Genomic DNA, 26,019 nt, shown 5'->3' with positions numbered 1-26,019 from the left:
GGCCATGGTGCTCGGCGAGATCCTGACCCAGCCAACGCCCACCGAACGCGCGGCGCAGCTGCCGGGTGACGAGGTCGTGTCGCCTGCGGACGTCGTGATGGACCGGGCGTTCACGCTTGCGGTCGCGCCTGAGGTGGTCTGGCCCTGGATCGTCCAGCTCGGGAAGGGCCGGGCGGGGTGGTACTTCCCTGCGCTCGTCGAGCGGCTGGTCCCACTCAGCCGACGCGGCCTGCGCGAGATCGACGCGAGGCATCAAGGCCTGGCCACCGGTGACGTCGTCCCTGACTGGGGTGGACGGGACGCCACCTTCACGGTCATCGGGCTGGAGCCGGGCAGGCATCTGCTCTACGCCTCGACCCGCGGTCGGACCCGCCTCACCTGGATCCTTCAGCTGAGTCCAGCGGGAGTGACAGCCACCCGGATGCACCTGCGACTGCGGTTGGCGCCGGTGCAGCACCAGCTGGTCGCTGAGCGACTGGGTGGTTTGTTCGACCAGCTGACGGTGATGGGTCTGGCCGCCGGACTGCGCGAGCGAGTCCGCGCAGCCGGTGACACCGCGAGGGCATAGGCTCACGACCGTGTACGAAGGTGTGGTCCAGGACCTGATCGACGAGCTCGGGCGACTGCCCGGGGTCGGTCCCAAGAGTGCCCAGCGGATCGCCTTCCACCTGCTGCAGGCCGACTCGATCGACGTCAAGCGACTCGTCGAGGTGCTGACCGAGGTCAAGGCCAAGGTGCGGTTCTGCGAGACCTGCGGCAACGTCGCCGAGTCCGAGCAGTGCCGGATCTGCGCCGACCCGCGGCGTGACAACACCGCCATCTGCGTCGTCGAGGAGCCGAAGGACGTGGTCGCCATCGAGCGCACCCGTGAGTTCCGTGGCCGCTACCACGTGCTGGGTGGCGCGATCAGCCCGATCGACGGGGTCGGGCCCGACGACCTGCGCATCAAGGAGTTGATGACCCGGCTGGCATCGGCCGAGGTCACCGAGATCATCATCGCCACCGACCCCAACCTCGAGGGCGAGGCGACGGCCAGCTACCTGGCCCGCTTCCTGCGGCCCATGGGCCTGCGGGTGACCCGGCTCGCGTCGGGCCTGCCGGTGGGTGGCGACCTGGAGTACGCCGACGAGGTCACCCTCGGCCGCGCGTTCGAAGGCAGGAGGCTTCTCGATGTCTGACGACCTGCAGGTGCTGGCCGACGAGTCGGCCGCCGATGCCCGGGCTTATCTCTCGACGGTCACCGAGGTGGCTTCGGGGACGGCCCCGGACGCGGCCATCCCGATGACGCTCCTGGCGTTGTCGCAGGTACTCGTCATGGGCGCCCGGCTCGGCGCCATCGAGGACATCGTGCCGGTGGAGCGGTTCGAGGCCGACACCGTCGAGGCCGAGCTCGACCCCCTGCGCACGGGCGTCGCCAACCTCTTCGAGGGGCTCGACGAGTACGCCGACCTGGTCGACCCGGTCACCTCGACCGAGCTCGCGACCGGGTCCCTGTCCAACGACGTGACGGTGGTCGCCGGCGCGCTGTCGCACGGGCTGCGGCACTACGACGCCGGTCGGGTGTCCGAGGCGTTGTGGTGGTGGCAGTTCAGCTACCTGTCCGACTGGGGCGAGCGGGCGGCGTCCGCGCTGCGGGTCCTCCAGTCACTACTCGGCCACATCCGGCTCGACGCCGACGAGGAGCGCGTCTCCGAGGCCGAGTTCGACGCGCTCCACCCCTGACCCGGCGAGGTTCATTTCTGGCGCTTGGGTCACGTATTGCCGCGGTTCTCGGCTCGCAGCGACCATTCGTGCCAGTGACGCCACGTATTGCTGCGGTCGGGGGACCCGGCAGGCCAGCCGGACACGCCGTCCAGGCGGCCTCCGAACTGGCGTGCGCCCTCAGGCGATGCGGGTGCCGTTGGGCAGGCGACGGATCGGCGTGCGCAACCGCTGGCCCGCCACCACTGCCGCGCCGACACCGGCGAGCAGCAGGAAGCCGAGGCCGACCGGCCACACGGGTGCGGTCCGCTGGGCCGCGTCGAACGGGTCGACGTAGTCCGACTCGTTGCCCGAGCCCCCATCGCCCACATAGTTGTCGCACTCCTGCTTGACGCCGTCGTCCGGACCGTTGCGGGCCATCCGTGAGCCACCGCTGATCCACCGCATGGGCGTGAAGCCACTCGCGTAGTAGCCGTTGACCTTGCGCGGCTGGGACGGCGCGGCGTCGGCCACCACGACGAACGGGTTGAGTGGCAGCATCCACCAGATCCGTTCGGTGTGGGCGACCGAGGCGCGGCGCGTGAAGGTGGTGCAGTCGGCCCTGGTCGGACCGGTTTGCGCCTTCTTGATTTCCTCGAGCTGCTCAGGGGTGAGGTTTGGGTCGGCCGGGTCGACATCGGGCGGTTGGTGCTGCTCGTACCAGGACTCCGGGATGCCGTAGACCTGTTGGGTCTCCTCCTGGGTGACGAGGAAGGCGCTCAGCCCGAACCCGATGGTGGTGCCGAAGACGAGCGCACCCATCGTGAGGTAGGTCAGCACTGCGGAGGCGACCGGTCGCGCGGTGAGTGTGGAGAACATCAGCCCGATCGCGCACACCACCGCCAGCACCAGGACGAGCACCAGCAACGACAGGACGATGTGTCCCGCAGAGATCCCTCCTTCGACCCACGCCCAGGCCAGGAACGGCAGGGAGCTCGCGAGGAAGGCCACCGAGATCGTCCACGCGGCGAGCAGCTTGCCGAGGGCGATGTCCCAGGGCGACAGGAGGGTGGTCTGCAGGGTGGCCAGGACGCCATGCTCACGGTCGCCGTTGACCGAGGTCGCCGTGAGGGAGGGGACGATGAGCATCGACAGGCCGAGCACGAAGAAGATGACGATGTCGTACATCGCCTCGCCGGACCGAAGGTCGGGGTCGTTGGTCGCCCAGTAGGCCAGGAAGGTGACCAGGCCGATGAGCACCACCCACACCACCAGCACGATCGGCCAGCGCGAGGTGCGGATCCGTTGGCGCAGCTCGAGCGCCGCGATGGTCCTGACGCCGTGCCAGCTCATCGCCGGTCCTCCGTCGCTGCGAGGTAGGCGGATTCGAGGGCACCCTGGCTGGGGGTGAAGGCGATGACCCGGATGCCGACGCGGACCAGGTCCGCCAGCAGTCGAGCGGCGTTCTCCTCGCCGGCCACCTCGACCTCGGTGAGCCCGCCTCCGACCCGGTTTGCGGGCACGTGGTGCTCCTCGAGCCAGCTGGCCAGCGGTTGTGGGTCGAGCGAGTCGATCCGCCACGACGCCACCCCCGTCGCGACGAAGTCGGAGTCCAGGCTCTGGGTCTCCAGGCTCCGCCCACGCGCCACGATGATCGCCCGGTCGGCGACCTCCTGCAGCTCGGTGAGGATGTGGCTGGAGACCAGCACCGTCTTGCCCTGTGCCGCAAGGGATCTCAGCACGTCACGCAGCTCGATGCGGCTGCGCGGGTCCAGGCCCGATGCCGGTTCGTCGAGCAGGAGCACGCTCGGGTCGTTGATGAGCGCGCGGGCCAGGCCCAGGCGCTGCTTCTGCCCGCGAGACAGGACGCGTGCGCGGCGGTCGCCGAGGTCCTCGAGGTGGACCGTCGCCAGCAGCTCGTCGGTGCGGGCCCGCGCCCGGTCCGGTGGGATCCGGTATGCCGCGGCGATGGTGTGCAGGACCTCGCGCACCGTGAGCGCGTCCCAGGTGCCGAAGCCGTCGGGCATCCACCCGATCCTGGCCCGGACCTCGGTCGGCTGGCTGACGGGATCGAGCCCGTCGATGCGGATCTGGCCCTGGTCCGGCACCAGCAACGTCGCCAGCATCAGCAGCAGCGTCGTCTTGCCCGAACCGTTGGGACCGATCAGTGCGGTGACCTCGCCGGGCTCCGCCGTGAGGCTGATGCTGTCGACGGCGAGCACGTCCCCGAACGCTCGCCGCACCCCCTGTACCTCGATGCTCATGGCTGAGGCTATCCCCCTCGAAGTAGACGTCGTCGGACCTTGGACGCACCCCGCTGGCCTGCCGCTCCTTGCCCGGCCGTCCGGCATACGGCACCCGCATCCCACGATGAGGACGCCAGTTATGCTGACGACTCCGCACCGCTGCACCGCCGTCTCGGGTCCACAGGAGTTCCACCGTGCCGATCGTCGTCCAGAAATATGGCGGCTCATCGCTGGCCGATGCAGCCAGCATCAAGCGTGTCGCCCGCCGGATCACCGAGGCCAAGAAGGCCGGCAACGACGTGTGCGTGGCCGTGTCCGCGATGGGTGACAGCACCGACGAGCTGCTCGACCTGGCCAACCAGGTCACCCCGCAGCCGCCGCCTCGCGAGCTCGACATGCTCCTGACCGCGGGTGAGCGCATCTCGATGGCGCTGGTGGCCATGGCGATCGCCGACCTGGGCTACACCGTGCGCTCGTTCACGGGCAGTCAGGCCGGCGTCATCACCGACTCCTCGCACGGCCGGGCGCGGATCATCGACGTGACCCCCGGTCGCGTCACCGACGCCCTCGAGAAGGGCCACATCGTCATCGTCGCCGGGTTCCAGGGCGTCAGCCAGGACACCAAGGAGATCACCACGCTGGGGCGCGGTGGCACCGACACCACTGCGGTCGCCCTGGCCGCCGCCCTCAATGCCGAGGTCTGCGAGATCTACACCGACGTCGACGGCGTCTTCACCGCCGACCCGCGAATCGTCCCGGCTGCCAAGAAGATCCACCGCATCTCCAACGAGGAGATGCTCGAGCTGGCGGCCTCCGGCTCCAAGGTCCTGCACCTGCGCAGCGTCGAGTACGCCCGCCGGTTCAACATCCCGATCCACGTCCGCAGCTCCTTCTCAGCGAAGGAGGGCACCATCGTCACGGACAAACCAGCTGAAGGAGACACCGTGGAAGCCCCCATCATCGCCGGTGTCGCCCACGACCGCAGCGAAGCCAAGATCACCGTCGTCGGCGTCCCGGACCACCCGGGCAAGGCGGCCGAGATCTTCCAGACCTGCGCCGACGCCGAGATCAACATCGACATGATCGTGCAGAACGTGTCGGCGACCGAGACCGGCCTGACGGACATCTCGTTCACCTGCCCCAAGACGGACGGCCAGACCGGCGTGCAGGCGCTGAGGAAGGTGCAGGCGTCCGTCGGGTTCGCCTCGATCCAGTACGACGACCAGATCGGCAAGCTCTCCCTGGTCGGCGCCGGGATGCGTTCGCACCCGGGCGTCTCCGCGACCTTCTTCAGGGCCCTCGCCAACACCGGCGTCAACATCGAGATGATCTCGACCTCCGAGATCCGCATCTCGGTCGTCACGCGGGCCGACGTCCTGGACGACGCCGTGCGCGCCGTGCACACCGCCTTCGGGCTGGACTCCACGGAGGGCGAAGCCGTGGTCTACGGAGGCTCCGGCCGGTGACCTCACTGGCCTCGAAGGCCCCGCGCCCGACCCTCGCGCTGGTCGGTGCCACGGGTGCCGTGGGGGCGGTGACCCAGCAGGTGCTGGCGATGCGGGCCGACATCTGGGGTGAGATCCGGGCGGCCGCCTCTGCCGACGACGCCGGCACCGTGCTGGTCGTGTGCGGCCGGGAGGTCGTCGTCCAGGAGCTGTCGCCGGAGTTCTTCGACGGCGTCGACATCGCGCTGGTCGACGTGCCGGCGCCGGTGGCCGCCCTGTGGGCGCCCATCGCCGCGGCTCGCGGGGCGGTCGTCATCGACAACAGCTCGGCCCTCCGCGGCGACCCGGAGGTCCCGCTGGTCGTCCCGGAGGTCAACCCCCTGCAGATCCGCAACCGCCCCAAGGGCATCATCGCCAACCCCGGTGCCACGACGCTGACCATGATCGACGCGCTCGGTGTCCTGCACGCCGGCTGGGAGCTCACCGAGCTGGTGGTGGCCTCCTACCAGGCCGCGTCCGGCGCGGGCCGGGTCGGGATGGCCCGGCTCTACGACGAGCTCGAGGTGGTCTCCGGCCACCGCGAGCTCGGCCACCAGCCCGGTGACGTGCGGCGCCTGATCGAGCACGAGCTCGGCGCCGAGTCGCCCTTCCCGGCCCCGCTCGCCCTCAACGTGATCCCGTGGATCGGGGTGGCGGCCGAGGACGGCTGGACGTCCGAGGAGCTGAAGATCCGCAACGAGACCCGCAAGGTGCTGGGCCTGCCCGACCTGCGCGTCTCGGCGACCTGCGTCCGGGTGCCCGTCGTCACGACGCACTCGGTCGCCGTGCACGCCACCTTCGCCCGCAAGATCGACGTCGGCGAAGCCAGGCAGGCCCTGGTCGAGGCGCCGGCCGTGGTGGTGCTGGACGACCCCGAGAGCCTCGAGTTCCCGACCCCCTCCGACATCGTCGGCTCGGATCCGCGCTTTGCCGGCCGGCTGCGCCAGGCACTCGACTTCCCCAACACGCTCGACTTCTTCATCTGCGGCGACAACCTCCGCAAGGGGGCTGCCCTCAACATGGTGCAGGTCGCCGAGCTCGTGGCGCGCGACCTCGCCGTCGTCTGACCCAGCCGTCGTCCGACCCAGCCGTCGGCTGACCCAGCCGCCTCCGGCGGTGCGGGTATGCCGCGTGGTCACCACGCGGCATACCGCGGACTGGCGTGGCCGGCCCCGAGGTGGCGGGTCAGCGGAGCTTCGCCACCACGCCGTCGTCGCCGATGGTGATGGCGAGGTCGCCGTCGGCAGGCAGGTCGACGGACGCGCAGCCACGCAGGACGTCGACCTGGGGCAGCTCGCGCAGCACACACAGCTGGCGGGGACCGGTGACCGTGGTCGTGAACTTCCCCTTGTCGTCGACGGGCAGGAGGGTGCCGCCGGCTTCGCCGATCGCCTCGTGCCGGACCCGTCCCTCGACGAAGGCGGAATCTTGAGCGCTGGGCTGGCTGATGCCTGACTCCCTCAGGAAGTCGGCCAGCTGGTCGGTGGTCAGCACCGCGATCCAGCCACCGGACATCGGGCCGCCGTGCTTGGTCTTCGTGTCGGCGGTCCGGAGGGTGCCCTTGAGCCCGTCCGGCCCACCGCAGCCGGTGAGGCCTCCCAGTGCCAGGCCGAGCGCCGTGACGACGGCAACGACGGCGACGCGGGGGACCCTCCGACGCGAGATACCGACGAACCCGGCGAGAGGTGCGCCGGGCGCGGGACGGGGTGACGCGTGGGTGGGGGAGGACATCGCGAGCCATCCTGCCCGAGGGGGCCGCGTTGTCACGGCTCGGTGACGAATGACGGCGTGCGCGTGTCGCTTGACATGTGACGGGTGTTACTGGTGTGACGATTGTGACTCGAGCACGTGGGAGCCAGGGGGCACGCGATGAAGGATGAGAACCTCACACCGACTCAGCTGTGGCGCAAGCACCGGTTGCGCCAGGTCATGCTCTTCGTCACCGTCCCCGGGGTGCTCCTCGGCACCGCCAGCATCACCGCCGCGTACTCCGCAGGCTGGATGAGCCCGCCCCCGCCGAAGCCGAGCTGCACGCCCGTCGTCGTCCCGGCGCCGGCGCGCGCGTCCTTCACGGTCAACGTCATGAACGCCACCGGTCGCAAGGGGGTGGCGGCCGACGTCGCATCGGGGCTGGTCAAGCGCACGTTCGCCGTCGGCGGCATCAGCAACGCCCCCAGGTCCTGGTACGTCACGCAGACCGCGGTCGTGCACCACGGCTCCAAGGGCCTGGACGAGGCACTCCTCGTCGCCTCCCAGATCCCCGGCGCCAAGCTGTTCGGCGACACGCGCTCTGGCACCTCGGTCGACGTGGTCGTGGGGCTGGGCTACCAGGGCATGGTCCCGATCCCCGCCCGGCTCAAGCCGATCCCGTCCGAGGTCAAGGTCAACGTCTACAACACGACCTACAAGACCGGGTTGGCCAAGACCGTCGCCGATGCCGTGGCTGCCCGCGGCTTCAAGGTCAAAGAGGTGTCCAACGACCCGCTGCGCACCATGCAGCGGGGCACCGCCGTGATCCGCTACGGCGAGGACGGTGACCTGGCTGCCGCCCTGCTCCAGGGGCACGTCCCGGGCGCCCAGCTGGTCAAGGACACCCGCCTCGGGGCGACCCTCGACCTCGTCATCGGCAACGCGTTCACGGACCTGACGCCCACGGCCGACGTCCCCCCGCTGCCCGTCCGATCCCCGCAGGCCGTCCCCACGGTGGCACGCCCCTGCACGTGACCACCACCTGGGCGAGGGCGCCTCGGGCTGGCATCGGACGGCGGGAAAAGGCACAGTAGGTGCCCAATGACGCCTAGCCCCCTGTATGCCGTACCCCTCCTCTGCGCCCTGCTCGCCTCGGCGTGTGGCGGCGGCGAACCCGACTCCTCGGCCGCCACCTCGTCCAGGCCCGCGTCGTCGACCACCGCGACGACCTCGTCGGCACCGATGACCAGCGCTGCGCCGACCACGACGAAACCTCCCGCGACACCCACGAAGGCGACGAAGGCTCCGGCACCAGCCACGCGGCCTACCACTGCTGCGCCGAAACCCGGGCCGGCGACCAGCCTGGCCCCCGTCCCGCGGGCCGGCGCGGAGCCGACGGTGCGTTTCCCGAAGAACGAGGCAGCCATCGGCTCGGGAGCCAACGCCTCGATCGCGCAGGTCCCTGACAGCGTGTGGACGCGCATGGTGGGCTACTCGTGGACCGCCGGCTGCCCGGTGGGGCGCTCGCAGCTGAGGTACGTCCGGGTCAACTTCTGGGGCTTCGACGGCAAGCGCTCGCGGGGTTCGATCGTGGTCAATGCGTCGATCGCCGACGAGGCCGCCGCGGCCTTCACCCGGCTCTACGCCCTGCAGTTCCGGATCCGGCAGATGAAGCCGATGGACTCGTCGTGGGGCAAGAACCCCAAGGGCCCCGGTGCCAACGACTACGCAGCGATGGAGGCCGACAACACCTCGGCGTTCAACTGCCGCTACGTCGGGGGCGAGGAGGCCAGCAAGGTCTACAGCAAGCACGCCTACGGCACCGCGATCGACGTCAACGACTTCGAGAACCCCTACGTCGCCGACGACGGGACGGTCTATCCCGACCGCTACTTCCTGAGCCGACGCCGCCCGGCGCCGGGTGTGTTCTCGTCCAGCGGGAGCGCGGCGGTGCGCGCGTTCACCAGCCAGGGCCTGCGCTGGGGCGGCCTCTGGTCGCACCCCGACTACCAGCACTTCGACCGATGACTCGGCTGTGTTCGTCCGGCCGGCCGGTGGGCCGCTCCGGTCGTCCGCCGCGCCGCGGGTATGCCGCGTGGTCCACCGCTGTGGGGCTGGCCGCCGTCGCCCTGCTCGCGGCCTGCTCGGGAGGAGCCGAGACCGTGTCCCCGACCTCCAGCCAGGCCACGACATCGTCGACCACCACGGCTTCGACGACCACGACGTCGAGCACCACGACCACGACGACGGCCACGACAGCCACGCCCAAGCCGGCCGCGACGACGCGTGCGGCCACGCCCCGCCCCAGTCCGAAACCCAGCCCCAAGCCGAGCCCGAAACCGAAGACCGCACCGACCTGCGCCGTGCCCTCCGGCATCCGCGCCGCCCAGGTCGTGCTCGTCCGGTCGTCGGGCTCGAGCGCGACGGTGCGCGCCTGCCGCAGGACCTCCGCGGGCTACGTCGTGGACCTCGGCCCCTACTACGGGCACGTCGGCCTCAACGGGGTCAGCTGGTCCAAGCGCGAGGGCGACCTCAAGACCCCGGCTGGTACCTTCCCGCTGCGGGGAGGCTTCGGTGCGCGGGCAAATCCCGGTCTGCCGCAAGGCTGGTTCCGCGTCGACAGCAACGACGTGTGGGTCGACGACAGCCAGTCGAGCCTCTACAACACCCACCAGCGCAAGCCGGTCGGCGGTCGGTGGACCTCGGCGGAGAACCTGCTGAACACGCCGGCGTACAACTACGCCCAGGTGATCGGCTACAACGAGTCGCGGGTCGCGGGCAAGGGCTCGGCGATCTTCTTCCACGTCGACACGGGCCGCGGCACCGCCGGGTGCGTCTCCCTCCCGACGTCGGCGCTGCTCGCCGTGATGCGGTGGGAGCGATCCGGCGCGGTCATGTCGATCAGCTGACGGTTCGAGCTCTGGGTGTCGGTCCGCTGAGACCGCTATGGCCGTGCCCACCCCGACACGGCAGAGTAGGCGCATGACTGTAAAGACCGTCGCCATGCTCACCGCTGGTGGCCTCGCCCCCTGCCTCTCTTCAGCCGTGGGTGGGCTCATCGAGCGCTACTCCGAGGTGGCGCCCGACGTGCGGATCATGGCCTACCGCAACGGGTATGCCGGCCTGCTCACCGGCGACTCGGTGGAGGTCACCGACGAGGTGCGCGCCAGCGCGCACCTGCTGCACGGCTTCGGCGGTAGCCCGATCGGCAACAGCCGGGTCAAGCTCACCAACGTCAAGGACTGCGTCAAGCGCGGTCTGGTCCAGGAGGGCCAGGACCCGTTGCACGTCGCGGCCGAACAGCTCACACGCGACGGCGTCGACGTCCTGCACACCATCGGCGGCGACGACACCAACGGCACCGCAGCCGACCTCGCGGCATACCTGCACTCCAACGGCTATGAGCTGACCGTCGTCGGCCTCCCCAAGACGATCGACAACGACGTCATCCCGATCCGTCAGTCCCTCGGCGCCTGGACGGCGGCCGAGCAGGGCGCGACCTTTGCCCGCAACGTCATCGCCGAGCACTCCGCCAACCCACGCATGCTCATCGTGCACGAGGTGATGGGTCGCAACTGCGGATGGCTCACGGCCGCCACGGCTCTCGCACACCACCTGTGGGTGCAGGGCGCGGAGTTCAGTGGTTGGCTCGAGAACTCTCCCGAGCGCTGGGACGTCCACGGGGTGTTCGTCCCGGAACGCCCGCTCGACATCGCCAGTGAGGCGAAGCGGCTGCGCACCGTGATGGACGAGCTCGACGGCGTCAACCTCTTCGTCTCCGAGGGTGCGGGCGTCGCCGAGATCGTCGCCGCGATGGAGGACGCCGGGCAGGACGTGCCGCGCGACCCGTTCGGGCACGTCCAGCTCGACAAGGTCAACCCGGGCGCATGGTTCGCCAAGCAGTTCGCCGACCAGCTGGGTGCCGACAAGGTGCTGGTCCAGAAGAGCGGCTACTTCGCGAGGTCCGCGGCGGCCAACGACGCCGACCTCGCCCTCATCAGGGACTGCACGACGTATGCCGTGGACGCGGCGCTGCGGGGTGAGTCCGGTGTGGTGGGGCACGACGAGGAGCGCGACGACGCGCTGCGGGCCGTCGAGTTCGACCGGATCAAGGGTGGCAAGGCTTTCGACCCGTCGGTCGACTGGTTCACCACATTGCTTGCCGACCTGGGGCAGGCGTAGCAAAGTCGAGGGCATGGCACCCACCTCCCCGGCCGAGACCAGACCCAGCACGGCGGCATACCGGGAGGCGCGGGACACTCTCGTCGCGCTCACCGGGCAGCACGACCGCGCGGTCAGTGAGTTCCGTTGGCCGGACGTGGGGGAGCGGTTCAACTGGGCGGTCGACTGGTTCGACGCGATCGCGCGTGACAACGCCGCGACCGCGCTCTGGATCGTCGAGGAGGACGGGTCCGAGCTCAAGCTGAGCTTCGACGAGCTGGCCCTGCGCTCCGACCAGGTGGCGACCTGGCTCTCCGGGCTCGGCGTGGGCAGGGGGGATCACGTGCTGCTCATGCTCGGCAACCAGGTCGAGCTGTGGGAGACGATGCTGGCGGTCTTCAAGCTCGGCGCGGTCGTCATGCCCACCACGGCCGCCCTCGGACCAGCCGACCTGCGCGACCGCGTCGACCGGGGCGGCGCGAAGGTGGTGGTGGCCAACGCCGCCGACGCGGCCAAGTTCGACGAGGTGGCGGGCGACTACCTGCGCGTGTGCGTGGGCGAGGCGGACGGCTGGCACACCTATACGGACGCGTACGCGGTCGATGGTCACCCGTTCGAGACCACTACAGCCGCAACGGATCCGCTCCTGCTCTACTTCACCTCCGGCACCACGAGCAAGCCGAAGCTCGTCGAGCACACCCAGGTTTCGTACCCTGTCGGGCACCTGTCCACGATGTACTGGATCGGCGCCCGGCCCGGAGACGTGCACCTCGCGATCAGCTCGCCGGGGTGGGCCAAGCACGCGTGGTCGTGCTTCTTCGCGCCCTGGATCGCCGAGTCCACGATCTTCGTCTACAACTACACGCGGTTCGACGCGGCATCTCTGCTGGACCAGATCAGGCGGGCCGGCGTGACCACCTTCTGCGCTCCTCCCACGGTCTGGCGGATGCTGATCCAGGCCGACCTCAGCGGAGGGAGGGGCGAGCTGCGCGAGCTCCTCGCCGCCGGCGAACCACTCAACCCCGAGGTGATCACCCAGGTCCAGCGCGCGTGGGACCTGACCATCCGCGACGGCTACGGCCAGACCGAGACCACCCTCCAGATCGGCAACATCGCCGGAGAGCCGCTCAAGCCCGGGTCGATGGGACGCCCCATGCCCGGCGTGCCGGTAGCGCTCGTCGACCCCCTCAGCGGCGAGCTCGCCGAGGAGGGCGAGATCGTCCTCGACCTGTCCCAGCACCCGGTCAACCTGATGACCGGCTACCTCGGTGACGACGAACGCCAGGCCGAGGCGATGGCTGGTGGCTACTACCACACCGGCGACGTGGCCCAGCGGGACTCGGACGGCTACATCACCTACATCGGGCGCACCGACGACGTCTTCAAGGCGAGCGACTACAAGGTGTCGCCGTTCGAGCTCGAGAGCGTGCTCATCGAGCACCCTGCGGTGGCCGAGGCGGCCGTGGTGCCGGCGCCGGATGCGACCCGGCTGGCCGTGCCCAAGGCCTACATCGCGCTGGCTCCCGGCTGGTCCCCGGACGCGGAGACCGCCCAGGCGATCCTCGCCCACGCCCGCGAGAACCTGGCTCCCTACCTGCGGGTGCGACGGGTCGAGTTCTTCGAGCTGCCGAAAACCATCTCGGGCAAGATCCGCCGGGTCGAGCTGCGCGATCGCGAGCAGCACGCCTTCGAGGGCGGGACCTCGCTGTCGGAGGAGTTCCGCGACGACCAGTTCCCCGACCTCAAGGCGTGACTGCGGCGGCTGGTGCGCCTGGTGCCCCTCGTGGTCACGCTCAGACAGCTCGTCTACGCTGGGGCGGTCGACCGGGAGCCGGGGGCGGCACCGACCGACGATCGTGGGGCGTTACCGACCGTTTGTCCGAGTGGGAGCTGGCATGTCTCGACTGGCCACAGTTGTGCCGTTGACGACGCGTATCGCCGTGCACGTGCTCGGGATCGACCCGGAGCGTCGGGTGCTGCTCGACCGAGCCCAGCCCCCGCACGAGCCCCTGTGGGGGCTGCCGAGCGCCCTGGTGGCGGTCGGCGAGGACCCGGTCGTCCGGGCCCGGCGGCTGGTCTCCGAAGCGGGTGCGCTGACGGCGACCAGGGTGGAGGTCATCGACCTCGAGAGCGTCGTGGGGCGCGGCCTGCACGTGGTGCACATGGTCTTCGAGTGCGGCGCCGAACCCTCGCTGCTGCGCCCGGGCGGGGCCTCATCCGCTCTCTGGTGGACGCTGCCGGAGATCGTCGGGCTCAACCTCTCGGCCCGGACCCGCAAGGCGCTGGCCTCGCGCTGGTCGATGATCTGGCCCGACACCTGACCGGTCCGCCCGGCCGTGGTCGGGCATTCCGGCCATTCGGGGCATTCTGTTGCGGGTGAACGCGGTTGGTCCCACTGGGTGGTCGTTGGGGCCTTTCGAGGCCGTTCGACCCCGAGTACCGTGAAAGCAGCGGTCCGCCAGGTCCGCTGGGGCACACGACCAGGCCGGGGCTGCCAGTGCGGACCTACTCATACGCGTTCCACGTCGCCCTCGACGGCAACGGACTCAACGGTCTCGAGGGACGGGCCGGCGTGTGCCTGTTCCACTACGACCCGGTGACCGGCGACCACGCCTACAAGGTCAGCTACTTCTCCGGCGCCTCCGGCGGTCACGCACCGAGCGTCGACCCGAGCCGTCGGATCGGCTTCCTGGGCAACACCGGCCAGCACCTGCTCTTCTACGACCTCGCCACTTTGGAGGAGGCCGACCGGGTCTCGACGCTGCGCTTCGAGGTGCCTGACACGACGATCAAGGGCAGCACCCACCTGGTCTGGCTCGATGACACGCAGTTCGTCACCTCGATCGGCGAGCACCTGTGGAAGTTTGACGTGAACCGGCTGACCAAGGCCGAGAAGGTCGCCCCGCACGGCCTCAAGATCCCCCACGCGATGAAGCGCACCGCGTCGGGCCGCTACATCGTCTACGGCGGCATGGACCATCCGACCAGAGGTGAGGCCAAGGAGGTCGGCATCCTCGACACGGTCACCGGAGAGGTGCGCCGCATCGTGTTGCCGACGACCTGCTGGCACGTGGTCTGTCACCCGGTCCTCGACGTCTTCTACGCGATCTCGTTCCGGGTCAACGCCGCTGACCGCTCCGACTGGGAGCACTGGGGCATGGCCTGGCTGCGGCAGTACGCCTTCGAGATCGATGCCGAGGACGGTCGCATCGTGCGGCACTGGGCCGCCGACCGCGACCTCCCGGCGCACATCAACTCGGACGTGACCATCTCCGACTCCGAGCTCATCTTCTGCACCGGGGGCAGTCACACCGTGGTCTTCGTCGACCTGCTCACGCTCAGCCAGCACCGGCTGATCGATGAGCACCCCGGCGCGCTGGAGAGCCTGGCCCTCACCCGTCAGTCGGCGAACACGCTGGCCGAGTCCGTGATGCGCGGCAACTTCTTCAGCAACTCCCAGCTGTATGCCGAGTCGCTGCGCGTCAGTCGCGGCGCCCTCGTCGACGGCATCTACGCCTGCCAGCTCTCGGGCGACCAGACCCTGCTCTTCACCGCGAACCGCGGCCAGAACCACATCACGGTCTACGACTACCCGTCTCTCGAGGTCCGCGACCGGATCGTCATGCCAGAGCTCCAGGAGTTCGACTCCCGGCTGGGGGCCTGGGGCGACCCCCGCCTCGGGTTCCACCACTCCTACCTCGTCAGTCCCGATGCACCACGCCCCGCAGGAGAGCTCTGATGGCCGACTACACGATCGACACCACCGTGTTCGGTGGCAACACCTTCAGCTCCGACGTCTCCGCGGACGTGACGTCGACCCTCACCGGGCTCGACGACATGAAGCTGACCCTCGCAGGAGGCACGACGAACACCAACAACGGCGTGAACACGGTGCACAGCGATGCCACGATCACCCTCGAGCCGGTCACGACGACGTCCACCGTCAACGCCACGTCCAGCATCGACTCGACCTCCACTGTCACGTCGGACTCGAGCGTCGACACGAACTCGACCTTCGACCTCAAGCCGGTGGCCGTGGACACCTGCGTCCGGCTCGAGCTCGGCCCGCCACCGGCCACCGAGGTGTGCACGCCGTACGAACAGACCTGGGGGTGGTCGCTGCTGGGTCTCGAGCTCTTCGCGATCACGGTTCGGGGCAGCACGACCACCCACATCCGGCCCGAGCACCACGGGCCCGTCGTGATCGACCTGTGAGCGCGCCATGACGACGGCCCGTCGCAAACCCACCAAGTCCAGCGCGGCCAAGACGACCACGGCCAAGACGATCGCGGCCAAGAAGGCCGGCGCGGCGACGAAGCCTGTCACAGCGACCAAGAAGGCTGGCACGGCGACGAAGCCGGCCACCGCGGCCAAGAAGGCCGGCGCCACGAAGGCATCGGCCGCCAGGAAGCCCGCGGCGCAGACGCCGCCCCAGGGTTCCGATGGGGCGGACGTGATTGTGCTGACCGGTCCACCCAGCCTGCTGCGTGCCACGGTCTCGGTGGAGAACGCCGTGGACCAGCGGGTCTCCGTGCGCGGCCTCATCCTCCACCGCAGCGGTCAGCAGGCCCTGACTGGGTCCGGAGCGGCCGTCATCGCGCCAGGTGCAACGGCCGACGTGCCTGTCGCCTTCCGGCTTGAGCAGGACACCCCGCCGGGGGAGTACGCCGCCGAGGTGGAGGTCGGCGGCGTCCGCCGCGAGGCGCTGCTGCGGGTCGAGCCCGACCTGTCCATGCATGTCTCACCGCGGCGCATCCTGGCCGAGGTCGGCCGGCAGGCAGTCACCCTCACCGTCACCAACGACGGCAACCTCACCATCCCGCTGGCAGCCGTGGTGCGCGCCCGCACCAATGACGGTGGGGCGGTCGTGCGCGCCCACATCGATGACGGATCGGCCGTCGTGCGCGCCGGCACCGATGACGGGGGCCCCGGTCCGGGCCCCGATGTCACCCTGACGCTGACGGCCACCACCACGCTGGCACCCGGCAGCACAACCGTCCTCCAGAGCCACCTCACGGTGCCCGCGGAGCTCGACCCGGCCCGCCGGCATACCGCACGGATCCCTGTCGGCACAGCCGATCTCGACGTCATCATCCTGCCCCGCGACCCATCGGAGTGATCAGCATGAGCAGCACCGCGCCCGAGTACCTCACCACCCTCCGCGACGGGTTCGCCGAGGCCGTACAGCAGTGGGTGGACCAGTCGACCACGGCTTGGGACCAGTGGTCGCAAGCCTGGTCACCGGCTGCCGCCGCCGTCGGACTGAGTATGCCGGGCGCACCCGCCGCCGCTCCGGGTCACCATCACAAGGGTGGTCACCACCACGGCGAAAAGGGCTGTGGCTGTGGGGATTCCGGCAGCGGGTGTCGTGAGCACGGTGGACAACACCGCCACCACGGCGAGAAAGACGAGCGGGGGCACCACGGCTGTGGCTGTGGCGAGGGGCGCGCCCACAGCCAGGCCGACGGGTGCCACGACAGCTGCTGTCGCGATGCGTGCGACTGTTGCGTGCCCGAGGCGGACGTGGTCGTGCGGGCCAGGGCAGGTGAGGTGCGGGTGGTCCCGTTCCGGCTGCACAACACCTGGCGCCGGGAGCGCGAGGTGTCCCTCGAGGTCGGGCCGTGGCACATCTGCTCGGGCGACGACGACCTCGAGATCCGCGCCATCCTGGAGGAGGACAAGGTCGTCCTCAAGCCGTGCGAGGACCGCGTCGTCCGGCTGCTCATCTCGACCCGGGGTGCCAACGACGACGGTTCGTCGAGCACGCGGGACAAGGACCCCAACGACCCGGCCGTGCCGGCGGAGCCGGTCGACGAGGCCGGCAAGACCGCCAAGCCAACCCGCACCACGGGGCGCAAGCCGGTCGACGTCGTGGTCGACACACGACGACGCACGACGGACGTGGGGTCCTGCGTCAGCGCCTACGCGGACGTGCGGTTCGAGGGTTGTGCCCGTCCGCAGAGGGTGGCTGTCGTGGTGCTGCCCGCCGAGTGCGACCCCGTCGACGTCGGGTGTGACTGCGGATGCTGCTGCTAGGAGTGCTGCGATGACCGACACGAACAAGACCACTGCCGCGGACGAGACGCTCGCGCGGATCACCGAGCTCGCGAGGCAGGCCCTGCAGTCCCAGGCGAGCCTCGCCAAGCAGTCCCTCGAGCTGGGGAGGGCCACGCTCTCAGGAGACGTGGACCGGTCCTCGTCGAGTCGTGCCTACCTCGACGCCGTCAGCCGCGAGGGAGCGCGGTACTGGCGTGAGGCTGGGGCGCTCGGCCTCGACTACGCGAGCGAGCTGATGGCGCTCGGCACGCGCAGCGCGGCCCGCATCATCAGCGATGCGACCACTGCCGGCGCGGGCACGAGAACCCGCCAGGCTACGGCCCAGAGTCGCAACGGGACGGCACCGCCTGCTCCCGCCGCCGAGGAGGACGACGGGATACGTCGCTCGCGGGTCCTGCTGCGGGCTGCTGTCGGGCAGACGGCACAGGCCTCGGTCACGGTCGTGAACCGCCATCCACGGGCACGGAGGGTCGAGCTGGAGCCGAGCGAGCTGCGTGACGCGACCGGCACGGTGGTCGCGGTGACGCTGACCGTCGACCCCGACCGGGTCACCATCCCCGCCGGTGGCGAGTACCAGGTGCGGATCGAGGCGGACCTCGACGAGGCCGTGGTCCAGCCGGGCCAGCAGTACGTCGGGAGCGTGGCGGTCAGCGGCGGCGACGAGGCCACGCTGGAGGTGACCGTCGAGGTCGCGGACTGAGGTCGTCCGCCGCAGCCAGGGGTGCCCCCACGAGGTCGCGCGCGGCACGCACCTCGGGGTGCAGCCGCAGGCCCTCGCGCGCCCACCTCGGCAGGTCCGGGCTGACCGCGAGCCAGGCCAGCGAGGCGGCGACGGCGGCCCGAGCCGGCCGCGCGGCATACCCGAGGTCGTGTGCCCTGGCGGAGGTGTACCAGTAGAACCGCCCGACGGTCGAGGCTTCCTCGCGCGTGGTCAGGGGGGTGGAGTCGCTCAGCCCGGCCCACCACTCGGCGGCGGCGGAGAGGGCCCAGGCGCTTGCGGCGGGCATCTCGGCGAACGGTCCCGGGAGACCCGCGAGGTCGGCGACCAGGCTGTGCAGCATCCGCCAGCTGAGGTCCTCGCCGCCGAGCAGGTAGCGCTCGCCGGGACTGCCGTGCTCGAGGAGGGCGATGTGCCCGGCCCCCACGTCACGAGCGTCAACGACGTTGCAGCCCCCGGCGAAGGTGCTGCGGGTGGGGTCGAGCAGGTAGCGCAGCACGATGGCGTTGCTCGGCGCGAGGCGGATGAACGGACCCCCGAGGACCACGGTCGGCAGGGCCAACACCACCGGTATGCCGTGTCGTTGACCGGTCTCCAGGGCCACCTCCTCCTGGGCGACCTTGCTCGCGTAGTAGGCGGGGGCGGGTTCGACACCGAGGTGGTCGTCCTCGGATCGCGCGCGAGGGAGCAGGCTCGAACCGCAGGTGACCGACGATGTCGTCACGACCACCCGGGACACCTCTGCGGCAGCCGCCGCCTCGATGACGGCACGGGTGCCGTCCGTGTTGACCTGGTCGACCTCTGCGGCTCGGGCCGCCCCGAAGGCATAGACCGCTGCGCAGTGGATGAGGCCGTCGCACCCGCGCAGGGCCCGGGTGAGGGAGGCGGTGTCGGTGAGGGCCGCCGCAGCCCGGGGGACGTCGTGTCCGCCGACACGCAGGGTGTTGCCGCGGCGCTCGGGATCTGGGCGGGCGATGGCGACGACCTCGTGACCGGCCGCCAGGGCGGCGCTGACGACCTGGCCACCGACCATGCCGGTGGCCCCGGTGACGGCGATCTTCACCTGGCGCCCCTGACGTGACGGAACCCATGGGCGTCGACGGCGCTGTCGACGGCGCTGTCGCCGGACCTTCTCGCCGCGGACTCCGGAGGGTCGCCGAGTCCCTGGGTGACCGCGCCGAGCAGGAGGTCCAGCGACTGGGTGAGCAGCGGTTCGGTGGGATCCATCGGTGGCCGGCCGATGCGGAACTCGCGCCCCTCGAAGCAGGCCTCGAGGTTGTCGAAGGTGGTGGTGAAGAACCGGCGGTAGGCCTCCTCGAGGAGCGGGTTGCGCAGCTCCGGGAGGGCCGCGAGGTCGATGCCCGCCCAGGCCGTCGGCAGCGCGAAGAGCTGTCGGCCGCGCACGACGGCACGCGTCCAAGAGTCGGTGCGGGTGAAGGTGAGGCTGCCGTCATCGAATTCCGCAGAACCGTTGGGGCTGCTGACAGTTCGCCAGGTGAGCCGGTGCCAGTCGGCGCCTCGCTCGACGAGCTCGATCTTGCAGACGTCGATCGGCTCGCCACCCCACGCGGCCAGGTAGTTGGGCTGGGGGAGGTAGAGGTTGCGTTCGGCCTGCCGGGTGCGGGTGACGGCGTCCTTGCCCGACTCGCCCGGGCCGTCCGTCGTGGTGGAGCCCCCGGACTGGTCAGCCAGGATGACCCGCCGGCCCCCGAGGTAGTCGGCCATCAGGCTGATCCCGGCTCCCACGTCCACCCTGGCGACGAACGCGTCGAAGTCGGCCCGGATGTGGCGGCTCACCTCGAACACCGTCGCCCCGTCGACCAGCCGCCACCGCATCCCGTCGCCTGTGTCGGACAACCCGTCGGGCAGCCCGTCGGGCAGCCCGACTGGCAACCCGGCGAGCAGCTCGTCGAACGGGGCAAAGAACTCCGGCAGTCCGTCGAATTCAGCATCGGGGTAGGCCGCGGGGTCGAACCCCAGCGGCACCTCCCGTCGGTCGACGGTCGCCTTGTCCGCACCGGTCGCCCACGCGACCGTCCCTTGCCGCAGGCTCGCGACGCCACCCAGGACGGTGGTCAGCGGGAGGTGGCCGGCAGGGTCGTCGGCCGCCACGACGAGCGGGGTCAGGAGCGCCCGGACCGTCGAGAGCACCGGGTCGGCTGGCTGCGCCCCGTCGTCCGGACCGCCGGTGGCCGCGCTGAGCACGCGCGCCAGCCGTGGCTCGGCCGCGAGCGACCGCGCTGCGGAGCGGGCGAGGGGATGAGCCGAGTGCGCACCCTCCAGCGTCGAGAGCCGCCCCTCGGTCCGGCCGCTCGGTGCGCCGAGAGCGCGGAGCGACCGCTCCACGAGGAGGGACGCGGACCGGTCGACACCCAGCAGGGCGGCGCAGGCGCTGTCCGCCGCCAGCGCGTCCGTGGCGACGACGAGCGCGCGGCTGTCGATGGGCTGGGGGAGCCGGCCACCGTCCGGGCCGACGCTCGCCGACAGGGCATCCACCACGGCGAGCGCAGGCGGGAGGTGGGCGAGGAGGTCGGCCGCGACGTCGGCAGGGTTCGCACCGGCCACCTCGGGTGCCGCGCCGAGCAACGTGGCAAGGCACGCGGCATACCCGTGGACGAGGTCGGTGACGGCGCGGCCGACGACCACGCGCACTCCCGCCGCGGCCCAGAGTCGCGAGACCTGTTGTCCTGACAGGACGCTCGCCTCGGGGACTGGTGCGTCCAATAGCTCGACGCCGAGGTCGACGACGTCGTAGGAGCGGCCTCGGGGAGTGCGACCCAGCAGTCCGGCCCGCCGGGCGAGGTCGGTCACCGAGAGGTGTCCGCGGTCGCGGTCGTAGGAGTGCAGGGTGGAGCCCACGGACACCGGCGCACAGCCCGCGTCGTGCAACAGGTCGACCAGCGCATGGACCACTGGCGCGCTCACGGGAGTCGGCTGCGAGAGCCGGGCGAGGACGACGGCCTGGCTGTCCCAGGAGGCGCCGAGCCTGGCGATCGCCGGGCCCAGGGCGGCGACGTCCCCACCTCTGACCACGACGCAGGCCAGCGGGTCCCGGCTCGGCACACCTCGGGGTGCCACGCGTCCATGAAACCAGCGCACCCTCGCCAGCGACAGGGGGCGGTGCCATAGTGAGCGGGTGGCCGACGACATCGACATCCAGCAGCACATCAAGGGACTCATCGACGAGGAGCACGGGCTGCGCGGCCGGCTCGGCGCGGGCGAGATCAGCGTCGAGGAGGAGAACCAGCGGCTGCGGACCATCGAGGTCGAGCTGGACCAGTGCTGGGACCTGCTCCGGCAGCGGCGGGCCAAGCGGGAGTTCGGGGAGAACCCCGCCGACGCCCAGGTGCGCGACGCCGGCACGGTGGAGAACTACCGGGGCTGAGGCTCAGGGCGGACGTCCGGCGTGGCGGACTGGACAGGACGGGTGAGCGTCCTACTCTCGAAAGAGGCCGGTTCCCAACCCAAGGGGGTGCGCCATGCGCACAGCACTCGCCCACCTGCATGTCCCCCACCACGAGCCGACGTGGTGGCTCAGCCACAGCGCCGCCGCGATCGCCGCGGCCCTCCTGCTCGTCTACGCGGCCGCGGTCCTGCTGGTCCTCGCCGGCGTGCTGCTCGTCACCTGACGCTCCTGCAGCCGACGGCCGTCACCACCGCCGGTCGATCCACTCCTGCAGGTGCGGCCGCTCCGCGCCGATGACGGTCGCCTCTCCGTGCCCGGGCAGGACCACGGTGTCCTCGGGCAGGGTGAACAGCCGGCTGCGCACCGACTCGATGATGGTGTCGAAGTCGCTGTAGTCGTGGCGAGTCGCACCCGGGCCGCCCGGGAACAAGGTGTCGCCGGTGAACACGACGCCCAGTGACGGCGCGTGGAAACAGGTCGATCCCGGGGTGTGGCCCGGTGTGTGGATGACGTGCAGCTCGACGTCGCCGACCAACAGGGTCTGGCCGTCGGCCAGCTCGCCGTCGGGGGTGACGGGATAGAGCTCGTCCCACAGGAACCGGTCCGCCGGGTGCAGGTATGCCGGGGCGCGAGTGCCGTCGCAGACCTCGCCGACCGCGTCGAGGTGGTCGAAGTGCCCGTGCGTGATGAGGACGCCCTGCACGCGCTGCGCGCGGGGGATCGACTTCACGATGGCCCTGCCGTCGTGTCCGGCGTCGATGACCAGGCAGTCCGCGTCGTCGCCGATCACCCAGGTGTTGTTCTCGAGGGTCAGCGCGCCCTCGGGTCGGTCGAAGGTGCCTGCGGTGACGACGCGCTGAACGCGCACGCCGCCCGGCGAAGGTGCGATGTCCGGCATACCTCCATCCTCGCCCATCTACGCCGGGTCGCGATCGGAGGCCTGGCCGTGGTCGGAGGCATCTGCGCGATCGGGAGCCCGCTCGCGGCGGATGACGCCCAGTGGCAGGAGCAGCCAGTTCACGAGGAAGAGGAGAAGGCTGCCACTGGTGGCCACCACGGCCCCGAGGGTGCCGGTGACGACGTCGAAGATGACGAAGGCCACGCTGCTGACGGCCAGGCCGAGAGCGACCAGACCGATGCGCGCACAGGCGTGGGCGATGGCCACGAGGGTGGCCTTCTCGTGCCTGCGGAACAACAGGCGGTGCGACCCTACGGGGGCGACGAGGAAGGCGGTGGCCGCCACGGTGAGGCAGAACGCGACGAGGTAGACCTGCCGGTCGACCTCGTCGACCTCGGTGAACCGCTGCTGGAACGGCAGGGTCAGCAGGAAGCCCGCCAGGATCTGCACGCCCGTCTGCACGACGCGCAGCTCCTGGAGCAGCTCGTCCCAGTTGCGGTCGAGCCGCTCGGTGGGGGTCTCGTGACGATCCTGGTTGAGGGGTTCCTCAGGCATGGCTCCACATGTACCCAGTGTGCGCTGCCCCGACCAGCCCCCGCGGAGGTTTGCGCCCGCCGAGCTCTGGCGGCTAGCGGGGCGACAGGACGCAGAACTCGTTGCCGTCGGGGTCGGCCATGACCACCCAGCTGACCTCGCCCTGGCCGATGTCGATGCTGGTCGCCCCGAGGGTGACGAGCCGATCGACCTCCGCCTGCTGGTCACCACCGGCGGAGGGCGCGATGTCTAGGTGCAGCCGGTTCTTCCCCGTCTTCGTCCGCACGGGCGGACCGCCCCACGACATCTTCGATCCGCCGAGCGGCGACTGGATCGCGGTCTCCTCGTCCTGGTCCCAGACCAGCCGCCAGCCCAGCGCCTCGGCCCAGAAGTAGCCGACCTCCTGCGAGCCGTCGCAGTTGATCGCGCCGATGCGCCCGGTGTCGGCGAGGAAGTTGTTCTCCGCCTCGATGACGCAGAACTCGTTGCCTTCGGGGTCTGCCAGCACGACGTGGCCGTCGTTCGGGTCCTGGCCGATGTCGAGGTGCCGGCCGCCGAGCTCGAGTGCCCGGGCGACCGTCCGCCGCTGGTCCTCGAGGGAGGTGCTGGTCACGTCGAAGTGGATCTGGTTGGGGCCGACCTTTGGCTCCCGGGTGAGGGGGAACTCGATCCGGTACCCCGGCCGGTCGCTCGGCAGGAGCGCAACACCGTCGGCGCTGTCGTCGAGCTCACGGCGCAGGACACCGGCCCAGAAGGTCCCTAGGCGCAGAGGGTCGTTCGCGTCGAGGCTGACTGCGTGGAGGTGACAGGTCACCCCACGACGCTAGGTGATCGGCGGGGGTGCGCCAACCGAATATGTCGGAGCTACGGCGGCCCTCGGGACGTTCGCGGTTGGTCTACCCAGAGTGCGCGGACGGCCGTAGCCTGATGGGTACGGCACGATGCCGCAGGCTCCTTGGGAGGTCGCGATGGCTGCTCCGACACCGGCTGGTCCGCCGCGGCTGCGGATGATGTGTTCCCTCGACCTCGACGAGCACCCCACCCACGACCTGCGCGACCACCTCCTCGCCCTGGGCTCAATGGTCCTCTTCTGCGTGGTGGCGATCCTGCTGCGCCGCTGACGTCGGGTGGTCATCCGCCGCCAGGCTGCCCGATGACGCGAACTCATCAGGGGGAGCGCCAGGGCCGGACCTCCCCGGGATTAAGACCCTGTTGAGCACCTTGTCGCGGTGGCGGTGCGGGTCCATCCTTGGAGGGGGCCGCAGGGCCTCACCGGGAGCGGCGGACACGGCCCGGCCGGCCGATCGGGAGGAGCGGGCAATGCGCGGACGCGTGGTGCGGCGACGGTTCTGGGCGGAGCTGGTCCTGGCGGGGATCGGTCTGGTCCTGGCCGTCGTGACGGCTCTGGTGCCGGACTGGATCGAGCGTCTCGGCGGTGAGGGCGGGGACGCCGGCAGCGGCGGGACGGAGCGCGCCGTCGCCCTCGCGTTCCTCCTGGCTGCCGCCGTGCTGGCGTTGCTTGCCCGGGTGGAGTGGCGCCGTCCGATGCAGCCTGCGCTGGCCCGCGACGGCTCAGGTGGCGACCCGGGCCGATGACCACCAGGCGGCGGGCTGACTCCACCGAGACCACGCACGAGGGCGTGGATCCCTTGGCGGGCACCCACGTCCGACCGCGCTCGCGGCGCGACCGGGCGCGCGAAGACGCACTGGCCGGGGCCGAGTCGGCGGAACGCCTTCCCGCCGCAGCCGAGCCGGACCTCGGCACACCGATGAGTGACCGGCAGCTCGACCAGCGGGACCGGCAGCAGTCGGCTGACCGCAAGAAGCCGGGACCCAAACCGCCCGAGACGCCGCCGGCTGCACCGGTCGAGCCGGCGCCCTCGGCCCCACCGCCGTCCGACCCCGAGTGAGCTGGGTCGACCAGTGCTGACGATCACCGCGAACCTCGCGCTCGACGATGCGGCCACCGGCACCCAGACCGGCACGGTCGGAGAGCCGTCCGTCGGGGTGTCCTCCTCGACCCTGTTCGTGACGGGCAACTGGTACGCCACGCGCTCGGCGGACCGCGGTGCGACCTGGACGCTGCTCGACCCGTTCACCGAGTTCCCCACCGACCGCGGCATCTTCTGCTGCGACCAGCTCGTGACTTACCTGCCGACCCAGCGGCTCTGGGTGTGGCTGCTGCAGTACTCGAAATCGGGGCGCAGCAATATCTTTCGCCTCGCCGTGAGTCGGACGGCCGCCGCAGGGACGTGGCGTTGGTGGGACGTCGCGCCAGCCGACCTCGACCCGGCGTGGACCGACGTGTGGTTCGACTTCCCGGACCTCGCGGTCAGCACGAAGAACCTGTGGCTGACCTTCAACCACTACGACGGCTCCGACCGGTGGGTGCGGGCCGGGGTCATCCGGTATGCACGCGCTGACCTGACCCGGACCGCACCCCTGACCAGGCGGCACTGGTCGACGACGGCCGTCGGCTCGTTACGCCTCGTCTCCGGAGCCGGTTCCTCGATGTGGTTCGCCGGCAACGACCAGGCGCACCGGTCCGTGCGGCTGTTCCAGTGGCCGGACGATGCGGCCGGCGTCACCGCCTGGACCATCCCGGTCACGGCGTGGAACGACAGCGACTACCGCTCGATCGGACCGGACGGCAACCCGTGGCTCAGCCGCTGTGACGATCGGATCACCGGCGCCTGGCGGGCGGGTGGCCGGCTCGGCTTCCTGTGGAGTGCCGGCCGGGGGCCCGGGCGGCCGCAGCCCTACATCCGCGCAGTGACCCTCGACGAGCAGTCGCTGACGGTCGTGGCCGAGCCGGACCTCTGGAGCCAGAACGGCGCCTGGGCCTACCCGGCGGCAGCGCCGAACAAGCGAGGGAGCATCGGTCTCGCCGCCTTCTTCGGCGGCCCCACCCAGCCGGCGCATGCGGTCGGCATCCTCGACCAGCAGGCCAACACCTGGACCACGAAGACGACCTCGACGTCGACCCACGCGCCGCAGGCGGGCAAGTGGGGAGACTACGTCGTCTGCCGGGCGCACCCCAGTCGGACGACCTCGTGGGTCGCCAGCGGCTACACCCTGCAGGGGGGTCAGGACCGCCGCAACATCGAGCCTCGCGTGGTCGTCTTCCGCTCGTGACCTGCCCCGTT

The 26,019-nt window shown here is 70.7% G+C and carries 31 protein-coding genes; 22 read left to right on the top strand and 9 right to left on the bottom strand.

Features of this window, described 5'->3' with window-relative positions:
• Positions 1–4 precede the first annotated feature (4 nt).
• Genes EAH86_RS15890 through EAH86_RS15880 form a run of 3 tightly spaced genes read left to right on the top strand, consistent with a single transcriptional unit; the run spans position 5 to position 1,722 of the window.
• Positions 5–568 (top strand): hypothetical protein, encoded by a 564-nt coding sequence (locus EAH86_RS15890; protein WP_140742479.1) that lies wholly within the window; start codon positions 5–7, stop codon positions 566–568.
• Positions 569–578: 10 nt separating this feature from the next.
• The gene (recR, locus tag EAH86_RS15885; protein ID WP_140742477.1) at positions 579–1,178 is read left to right on the top strand and encodes a recombination mediator RecR; all 600 of its coding nucleotides are present in this window, start codon (positions 579–581) and stop codon (positions 1,176–1,178) included.
• Positions 1,171–1,722, top strand: a complete 552-nt coding sequence (locus EAH86_RS15880; RefSeq protein WP_140742475.1) for a DUF5063 domain-containing protein — start codon at positions 1,171–1,173, stop codon at positions 1,720–1,722. Before recR ends, EAH86_RS15880 begins: the two co-directional genes overlap by 8 nt.
• Positions 1,723–1,881: 159 nt before the next feature.
• On the opposite strand, the gene EAH86_RS15875 is transcribed toward EAH86_RS15880, so the two are convergent.
• Positions 1,882–3,033: an ABC transporter permease gene (locus tag EAH86_RS15875; protein ID WP_140742473.1), complete on the bottom strand. Its 1,152-nt coding sequence runs from the start codon at positions 3,031–3,033 to the stop codon at positions 1,882–1,884.
• Complete coding sequence (locus EAH86_RS15870; RefSeq protein WP_140742471.1) at positions 3,030–3,944, bottom strand: ABC transporter ATP-binding protein; 915 nt, start codon at positions 3,942–3,944, stop codon at positions 3,030–3,032. Before EAH86_RS15870 ends, EAH86_RS15875 begins: the two co-directional genes overlap by 4 nt.
• A gap of 176 nt (positions 3,945–4,120) precedes the next feature.
• On the opposite strand from EAH86_RS15870, the gene EAH86_RS15865 reads away from it, so the two are divergent.
• Positions 4,121–5,392 carry an aspartate kinase gene (locus tag EAH86_RS15865; protein WP_140742469.1) on the top strand — a complete coding sequence of 424 codons (1,272 nt, stop codon included), beginning with the start codon at positions 4,121–4,123 and terminating at the stop codon, positions 5,390–5,392.
• Positions 5,389–6,477: an aspartate-semialdehyde dehydrogenase gene (locus EAH86_RS15860; RefSeq protein WP_241668401.1), complete on the top strand. Its 1,089-nt coding sequence runs from the start codon at positions 5,389–5,391 to the stop codon at positions 6,475–6,477. The genes EAH86_RS15865 and EAH86_RS15860 overlap by 4 nt, the downstream gene beginning before the upstream one ends.
• Before the next feature lie 118 nt (positions 6,478–6,595).
• On the opposite strand, the gene EAH86_RS15855 is transcribed toward EAH86_RS15860, so the two are convergent.
• Positions 6,596–7,141, bottom strand: coding sequence for a hypothetical protein (locus tag EAH86_RS15855; RefSeq protein WP_140742467.1), 546 nt, complete (start codon positions 7,139–7,141; stop codon positions 6,596–6,598).
• Between the two features lie 138 nt (positions 7,142–7,279).
• Between EAH86_RS15855 and EAH86_RS15850 the strand changes: the two genes are divergently transcribed.
• The 9 genes from EAH86_RS15850 to EAH86_RS15810 all read left to right on the top strand — a co-directional run bounded on the left by EAH86_RS15850 (position 7,280) and on the right by EAH86_RS15810 (position 16,379).
• The gene (locus tag EAH86_RS15850; RefSeq protein ID WP_140742465.1) at positions 7,280–8,134 is read left to right on the top strand and encodes a LytR C-terminal domain-containing protein; all 855 of its coding nucleotides are present in this window, start codon (positions 7,280–7,282) and stop codon (positions 8,132–8,134) included.
• Between the two features lie 66 nt (positions 8,135–8,200).
• Positions 8,201–9,127, top strand: a complete 927-nt coding sequence (locus EAH86_RS15845) for a M15 family metallopeptidase (protein ID WP_140742463.1) — start codon at positions 8,201–8,203, stop codon at positions 9,125–9,127.
• On the top strand, positions 9,124–10,008 hold the full coding sequence (locus EAH86_RS15840; protein ID WP_140742461.1) for a L,D-transpeptidase family protein: 885 nt from the start codon (positions 9,124–9,126) through the stop codon (positions 10,006–10,008). Before EAH86_RS15845 ends, EAH86_RS15840 begins: the two co-directional genes overlap by 4 nt.
• A 73-nt stretch (positions 10,009–10,081) precedes the next feature.
• The gene (locus EAH86_RS15835; protein WP_140742459.1) at positions 10,082–11,281 is read left to right on the top strand and encodes a pyrophosphate--fructose-6-phosphate 1-phosphotransferase; all 1,200 of its coding nucleotides are present in this window, start codon (positions 10,082–10,084) and stop codon (positions 11,279–11,281) included.
• Between the two features lie 13 nt (positions 11,282–11,294).
• A complete protein-coding gene (locus EAH86_RS15830; protein WP_140742457.1) occupies positions 11,295–13,013 on the top strand; it encodes an AMP-binding protein in 1,719 nt (572 codons plus the stop codon).
• Positions 13,014–13,182: 169 nt separating this feature from the next.
• A complete protein-coding gene (locus tag EAH86_RS20315) occupies positions 13,183–13,581 on the top strand; it encodes an NUDIX domain-containing protein (RefSeq protein WP_161988676.1) in 399 nt (132 codons plus the stop codon).
• A gap of 176 nt (positions 13,582–13,757) precedes the next feature.
• The gene (locus EAH86_RS15820; RefSeq protein WP_140742455.1) at positions 13,758–14,999 is read left to right on the top strand and encodes a hypothetical protein; all 1,242 of its coding nucleotides are present in this window, start codon (positions 13,758–13,760) and stop codon (positions 14,997–14,999) included.
• Positions 14,999–15,475: a hypothetical protein gene (locus EAH86_RS15815; protein ID WP_140742453.1), complete on the top strand. Its 477-nt coding sequence runs from the start codon at positions 14,999–15,001 to the stop codon at positions 15,473–15,475. The genes EAH86_RS15820 and EAH86_RS15815 overlap by 1 nt, the downstream gene beginning before the upstream one ends.
• Before the next feature lie 7 nt (positions 15,476–15,482).
• Complete coding sequence (locus EAH86_RS15810; RefSeq protein ID WP_140742451.1) at positions 15,483–16,379, top strand: hypothetical protein; 897 nt, start codon at positions 15,483–15,485, stop codon at positions 16,377–16,379.
• Positions 16,380–16,498: 119 nt separating this feature from the next.
• On the opposite strand, the gene EAH86_RS15805 is transcribed toward EAH86_RS15810, so the two are convergent.
• Positions 16,499–16,735, bottom strand: coding sequence for a hypothetical protein (locus tag EAH86_RS15805; protein WP_140742449.1), 237 nt, complete (start codon positions 16,733–16,735; stop codon positions 16,499–16,501).
• Positions 16,736–16,768: 33 nt separating this feature from the next.
• Here EAH86_RS15805 and EAH86_RS15800 point away from each other — a divergent pair, with 33 nt between their 5' ends.
• Positions 16,769–17,296: a hypothetical protein gene (locus EAH86_RS15800; RefSeq protein ID WP_140742447.1), complete on the top strand. Its 528-nt coding sequence runs from the start codon at positions 16,769–16,771 to the stop codon at positions 17,294–17,296.
• Between the two features lie 10 nt (positions 17,297–17,306).
• Positions 17,307–18,017 carry a hypothetical protein gene (locus EAH86_RS15795; protein ID WP_140742445.1) on the top strand — a complete coding sequence of 237 codons (711 nt, stop codon included), beginning with the start codon at positions 17,307–17,309 and terminating at the stop codon, positions 18,015–18,017.
• On the opposite strand, the gene EAH86_RS15790 is transcribed toward EAH86_RS15795, so the two are convergent.
• Together EAH86_RS15790 and EAH86_RS15785 are read right to left on the bottom strand one after the other, a co-directional pair.
• Complete coding sequence (locus tag EAH86_RS15790) at positions 17,965–19,098, bottom strand: NAD-dependent epimerase/dehydratase family protein (protein WP_140742443.1); 1,134 nt, start codon at positions 19,096–19,098, stop codon at positions 17,965–17,967. The genes EAH86_RS15795 and EAH86_RS15790 overlap by 53 nt on opposite strands.
• Entirely contained in the window at positions 19,095–21,113 is a 2,019-nt protein-coding gene (locus EAH86_RS15785; protein WP_140742441.1) for a DUF362 domain-containing protein, read from the bottom strand. The genes EAH86_RS15790 and EAH86_RS15785 overlap by 4 nt, the downstream gene beginning before the upstream one ends.
• A gap of 58 nt (positions 21,114–21,171) precedes the next feature.
• On the opposite strand from EAH86_RS15785, the gene EAH86_RS15780 reads away from it, so the two are divergent.
• Entirely contained in the window at positions 21,172–21,420 is a 249-nt protein-coding gene (locus EAH86_RS15780) for a DUF2630 family protein (protein WP_140742439.1), read from the top strand.
• 94 nt (positions 21,421–21,514) lie between these two features.
• Positions 21,515–21,664, top strand: coding sequence for a hypothetical protein (locus EAH86_RS20310; protein WP_161988675.1), 150 nt, complete (start codon positions 21,515–21,517; stop codon positions 21,662–21,664).
• Between the two features lie 21 nt (positions 21,665–21,685).
• Here the strand turns inward: EAH86_RS20310 and EAH86_RS15775 are convergent, their stop codons facing one another.
• The 3 genes from EAH86_RS15775 to EAH86_RS15765 form a co-directional block, all read right to left on the bottom strand.
• Complete coding sequence (locus EAH86_RS15775; RefSeq protein ID WP_140742437.1) at positions 21,686–22,339, bottom strand: MBL fold metallo-hydrolase; 654 nt, start codon at positions 22,337–22,339, stop codon at positions 21,686–21,688.
• A gap of 18 nt (positions 22,340–22,357) precedes the next feature.
• Entirely contained in the window at positions 22,358–22,894 is a 537-nt protein-coding gene (locus EAH86_RS15770) for a DUF6328 family protein (protein ID WP_140742435.1), read from the bottom strand.
• Between the two features lie 73 nt (positions 22,895–22,967).
• Entirely contained in the window at positions 22,968–23,687 is a 720-nt protein-coding gene (locus EAH86_RS15765; RefSeq protein WP_140742433.1) for a VOC family protein, read from the bottom strand.
• Between the two features lie 154 nt (positions 23,688–23,841).
• Here EAH86_RS15765 and EAH86_RS20305 point away from each other — a divergent pair, with 154 nt between their 5' ends.
• The 4 genes from EAH86_RS20305 to EAH86_RS15750 all read left to right on the top strand — a co-directional run bounded on the left by EAH86_RS20305 (position 23,842) and on the right by EAH86_RS15750 (position 26,008).
• A complete protein-coding gene (locus EAH86_RS20305) occupies positions 23,842–23,994 on the top strand; it encodes a hypothetical protein (RefSeq protein ID WP_161988674.1) in 153 nt (50 codons plus the stop codon).
• A gap of 199 nt (positions 23,995–24,193) precedes the next feature.
• Positions 24,194–24,469: an ABC transporter permease gene (locus EAH86_RS15760; RefSeq protein WP_140742431.1), complete on the top strand. Its 276-nt coding sequence runs from the start codon at positions 24,194–24,196 to the stop codon at positions 24,467–24,469.
• Positions 24,466–24,783, top strand: coding sequence for a hypothetical protein (locus EAH86_RS15755; protein WP_140742429.1), 318 nt, complete (start codon positions 24,466–24,468; stop codon positions 24,781–24,783). The genes EAH86_RS15760 and EAH86_RS15755 overlap by 4 nt, the downstream gene beginning before the upstream one ends.
• Before the next feature lie 13 nt (positions 24,784–24,796).
• Positions 24,797–26,008, top strand: a complete 1,212-nt coding sequence (locus EAH86_RS15750) for a hypothetical protein (RefSeq protein WP_140742427.1) — start codon at positions 24,797–24,799, stop codon at positions 26,006–26,008.
• The last annotated feature ends 11 nt before the right edge of the window (positions 26,009–26,019 follow it).

Source organism: Pedococcus bigeumensis (genome assembly GCF_006438965.1).
Taxonomy (GTDB): Bacteria; Actinomycetota; Actinomycetes; order Actinomycetales; family Dermatophilaceae; genus Pedococcus; species Pedococcus bigeumensis_A.
The sequence above is the reverse complement of the archived record's forward strand: the minus strand, read 5'-3'. Positions and strand labels throughout refer to the sequence as shown.

What these genes read in the sequence shown, in the direction of transcription:
- EAH86_RS15890 (WP_140742479.1), top strand. Translation starts at nt 5, where the DNA reads ATGGTGCTCGGCGAGATCCTGACCCAGCCAACGCCCACCGAACGCGCG.
- EAH86_RS15880 (WP_140742475.1), top strand. Translation starts at nt 1,171, where the DNA reads ATGTCTGACGACCTGCAGGTGCTGGCCGACGAGTCGGCCGCCGATGCC.
- EAH86_RS15875 (WP_140742473.1), bottom strand. Translation starts at nt 3,033, where the DNA reads ATGAGCTGGCACGGCGTCAGGACCATCGCGGCGCTCGAGCTGCGCCAA.
- EAH86_RS15870 (WP_140742471.1), bottom strand. Translation starts at nt 3,944, where the DNA reads ATGAGCATCGAGGTACAGGGGGTGCGGCGAGCGTTCGGGGACGTGCTC.
- EAH86_RS15855 (WP_140742467.1), bottom strand. Translation starts at nt 7,141, where the DNA reads ATGTCCTCCCCCACCCACGCGTCACCCCGTCCCGCGCCCGGCGCACCT.
- EAH86_RS15850 (WP_140742465.1), top strand. Translation starts at nt 7,280, where the DNA reads ATGAAGGATGAGAACCTCACACCGACTCAGCTGTGGCGCAAGCACCGG.
- EAH86_RS15845 (WP_140742463.1), top strand. Translation starts at nt 8,201, where the DNA reads ATGACGCCTAGCCCCCTGTATGCCGTACCCCTCCTCTGCGCCCTGCTC.
- EAH86_RS15840 (WP_140742461.1), top strand. Translation starts at nt 9,124, where the DNA reads ATGACTCGGCTGTGTTCGTCCGGCCGGCCGGTGGGCCGCTCCGGTCGT.
- EAH86_RS15835 (WP_140742459.1), top strand. Translation starts at nt 10,082, where the DNA reads ATGACTGTAAAGACCGTCGCCATGCTCACCGCTGGTGGCCTCGCCCCC.
- EAH86_RS15830 (WP_140742457.1), top strand. Translation starts at nt 11,295, where the DNA reads ATGGCACCCACCTCCCCGGCCGAGACCAGACCCAGCACGGCGGCATAC.
- EAH86_RS15815 (WP_140742453.1), top strand. Translation starts at nt 14,999, where the DNA reads ATGGCCGACTACACGATCGACACCACCGTGTTCGGTGGCAACACCTTC.
- EAH86_RS15810 (WP_140742451.1), top strand. Translation starts at nt 15,483, where the DNA reads ATGACGACGGCCCGTCGCAAACCCACCAAGTCCAGCGCGGCCAAGACG.
- EAH86_RS15795 (WP_140742445.1), top strand. Translation starts at nt 17,307, where the DNA reads ATGACCGACACGAACAAGACCACTGCCGCGGACGAGACGCTCGCGCGG.
- EAH86_RS20310 (WP_161988675.1), top strand. Translation starts at nt 21,515, where the DNA reads ATGCGCACAGCACTCGCCCACCTGCATGTCCCCCACCACGAGCCGACG.
- EAH86_RS15775 (WP_140742437.1), bottom strand. Translation starts at nt 22,339, where the DNA reads ATGCCGGACATCGCACCTTCGCCGGGCGGCGTGCGCGTTCAGCGCGTC.
- EAH86_RS15770 (WP_140742435.1), bottom strand. Translation starts at nt 22,894, where the DNA reads ATGCCTGAGGAACCCCTCAACCAGGATCGTCACGAGACCCCCACCGAG.
- EAH86_RS20305 (WP_161988674.1), top strand. Translation starts at nt 23,842, where the DNA reads ATGGCTGCTCCGACACCGGCTGGTCCGCCGCGGCTGCGGATGATGTGT.
- EAH86_RS15760 (WP_140742431.1), top strand. Translation starts at nt 24,194, where the DNA reads ATGCGCGGACGCGTGGTGCGGCGACGGTTCTGGGCGGAGCTGGTCCTG.
- EAH86_RS15755 (WP_140742429.1), top strand. Translation starts at nt 24,466, where the DNA reads ATGACCACCAGGCGGCGGGCTGACTCCACCGAGACCACGCACGAGGGC.